The following is a 2,393-nucleotide window of genomic DNA, read 5'->3' on the forward strand; positions in this document are numbered from 1 at the left end:
TTTATAGAGACAGACATTGCCGCAATTTTTGTCAATTGTTTGCGATCTGGAGCGAACTAATCAATTAAATCTCTTGCCAGATAAGGATTGAGTCGATTTATGCCCCCCTATCGAACCATAACAAGTCCCGAAGAGCCAAAAAGAGATTCCCCAGCTTCAATTTTCTCTTTTAACTCTTGAAGTATTAACTCAGATTGACTCGCTTTGTGGGGGACATTAAGTATCTCTAAAAAGATCGAAGTATCGATCAGACAAATAGCTCCCATCAGGCTACTTCTCCCTGTTTTAATTGCTCTAACCAACTTAGCGCGTTTTGTTGACGTTGTTCTGCTGTGGACTTATCCTTTAAGAACTTATCTAATACTTGTTTAGTCATCAACTGACCAAGAGTTCCCTGCACAATTAATTCGGGGAAACGCTCTAAATCAGCTAATCGGACAATACGACTATCTCCTGCTTGCGGATCTCGGTAACAACAAAGTACATTTCCAATATCACTATCGGGTACTGCATCTAATAACGCCGGGTTATGGGAGGTGATCAGTACCCTCAGTTTTCTTTCTAAGGCGATCTCCCGAATTTGCTTAACTAAATTATCTGCACGACTGGGATGAACACCATTATCGATCTCTTCAATAATTACGAAAGTTCCAGGATTTACACTTAGTAGAGTTGCAGCAATCGCTAAAACTCTCAGAGTACCATCAGACAACAAAGGAGCATCTATCTGATGTTCTTTGTTCCCAAAAGACTCTATTAGTTTCACCATAACATCGTTGCGGTCTGTAATGATAAAGCGAATATCGGTAATATCCTGTTCTGGTAATGAACGAATGAAGTCAAGCAACTTGTTTTTTTGAGTCTCTCCCTGCTGACAAACTGCGTAAAGAACACTAGAAAGGTTAGAGCCATCTTCTTTAATATCATCATCTTTAGCGTAAGCATAATCCCGCATTACTGCTGGACGAGGATCAAGAAAGACGATATTCCTCAAGGTTTCTCGAATTACTTTAGTAACTGCTGGAATAATTTTTTGTGATTTAGTATGACTTTGCTGGAACCGACTGGGAGTTTCCAATTGATAAAAAATGGCTTGTCGGTTAGAGCAAGGTATGTGGGGCTTATTTTTACCTTTGTTAAAATTGTTATACATCACCCTAATTTCATCGGTGTGCGGGTTAGGATCGCTATCAATTTTGTAAAGTGTTAATTCCTGATCTTTATTAGCTTTACTGACACTTTCTCCGATTATAATAAGTTGGTCTGATAATAGCCCAATTTCAATCTCAAAATCAGTCCAACCGTCAGGAGCGTTATCAATGTGTGTTCCCAAGGTAAAATACTGTTTTTCTGCACCGAAAAGATCGATCGCTTGTCCACGAGCAATTGCATTCCCGCTTTGAATGTTGCGTTCAATGTCATCTAACCTACTGCCTTTCGCTAACCACGAAAGTAAGCGAATTGCTTCTAGTGCATTACTTTTTCCTGAGGCATTAGCACCGATTAAAAAGGTTATGGGTGCTAGAGACAAGGTTGCCTCCTGATAGCTTTTGAAATTCCGAAGAGTCAGCGATGTTAACATACTTTTCACCCATTAAATCTTGACTGGTGCAGTTTGAGCATTTGTACTAAAAGTTCCAATACCAGCGCAGCTTATAGACTCTAACAAGTACCGAAAACTAGCACCCATAACCTTGAAAACTCAAACTGTAGGGCAGGGCATATCCGAACAGTATAATCTAGGCTTGGGGAGATAAGGTCGCTGTTTATTGGCATTAGGGCGGAACCCTTACCCTTACTGCAGGTCGCTTCTCAGAAAAAATTGAAAAGACGCTACTGGGTACATTTTCCCCTTGAAAATGGCTGTACCGTTGACTGTATCTAGAGTAGAGCGATTCTGTGGAGTTGGCTTTATAGTGATCGCTAACCTTATGATCACAGATGATGTCATTAATCTCTAGAGTAAGCGATTCCCTCTGTAGCCATGTTTTTGCTGGTTTTCTGCCCCGAAACAAGCTATAATGGTCGAAAGGTCAAATTTGAAAATTTTTGCCGCAAACCCTATCTGCGTAAAGACTTCAGGATTTTGTGTTCAGTAGCTCATTGGTATTATATGGCTTTAACTCAGGCTCTGTAAGACTTTTAGCCATAGCTAGTATTTTTGTACGGGTAAAGTCCAGAGCTAAATGGTTGCCTTTTTTAACTTTTTTATTAGAACTCTTGCAAATTAATTATATGTTATAATGATGGGCTAACTAATTTTCCCCAAAAAATTAGTTAATCAGTACATTTGTCCTGAATGAAAACTTGAAGTTTAACTTTTAACTCAAAACTCTTTAGAGCTGCTTTAATTTGGTTATCAAAACCTCTTTATTTAAGCGGCACAAACTATC

General features: G+C 39.2%; 1 protein-coding gene. It reads right to left on the reverse strand.

Annotated features, from left to right (window positions below):
* Positions 1 to 265: 265 nt before the first annotated feature.
* Positions 266 to 1,582 (reverse strand): AAA family ATPase, encoded by a 1,317-nt coding sequence (locus tag O9332_RS23960; RefSeq protein ID WP_002759313.1) that lies wholly within the window; start codon positions 1,580 to 1,582, stop codon positions 266 to 268.
* Between the last annotated feature and the right edge of the window lie 811 nt (positions 1,583 to 2,393).

The sequence above is a fragment of the Microcystis sp. LE19-10.1B genome, from assembly GCF_027530565.1.
In the GTDB taxonomy this organism is placed as follows: domain Bacteria; phylum Cyanobacteriota; class Cyanobacteriia; order Cyanobacteriales; family Microcystaceae; genus Microcystis; species Microcystis aeruginosa.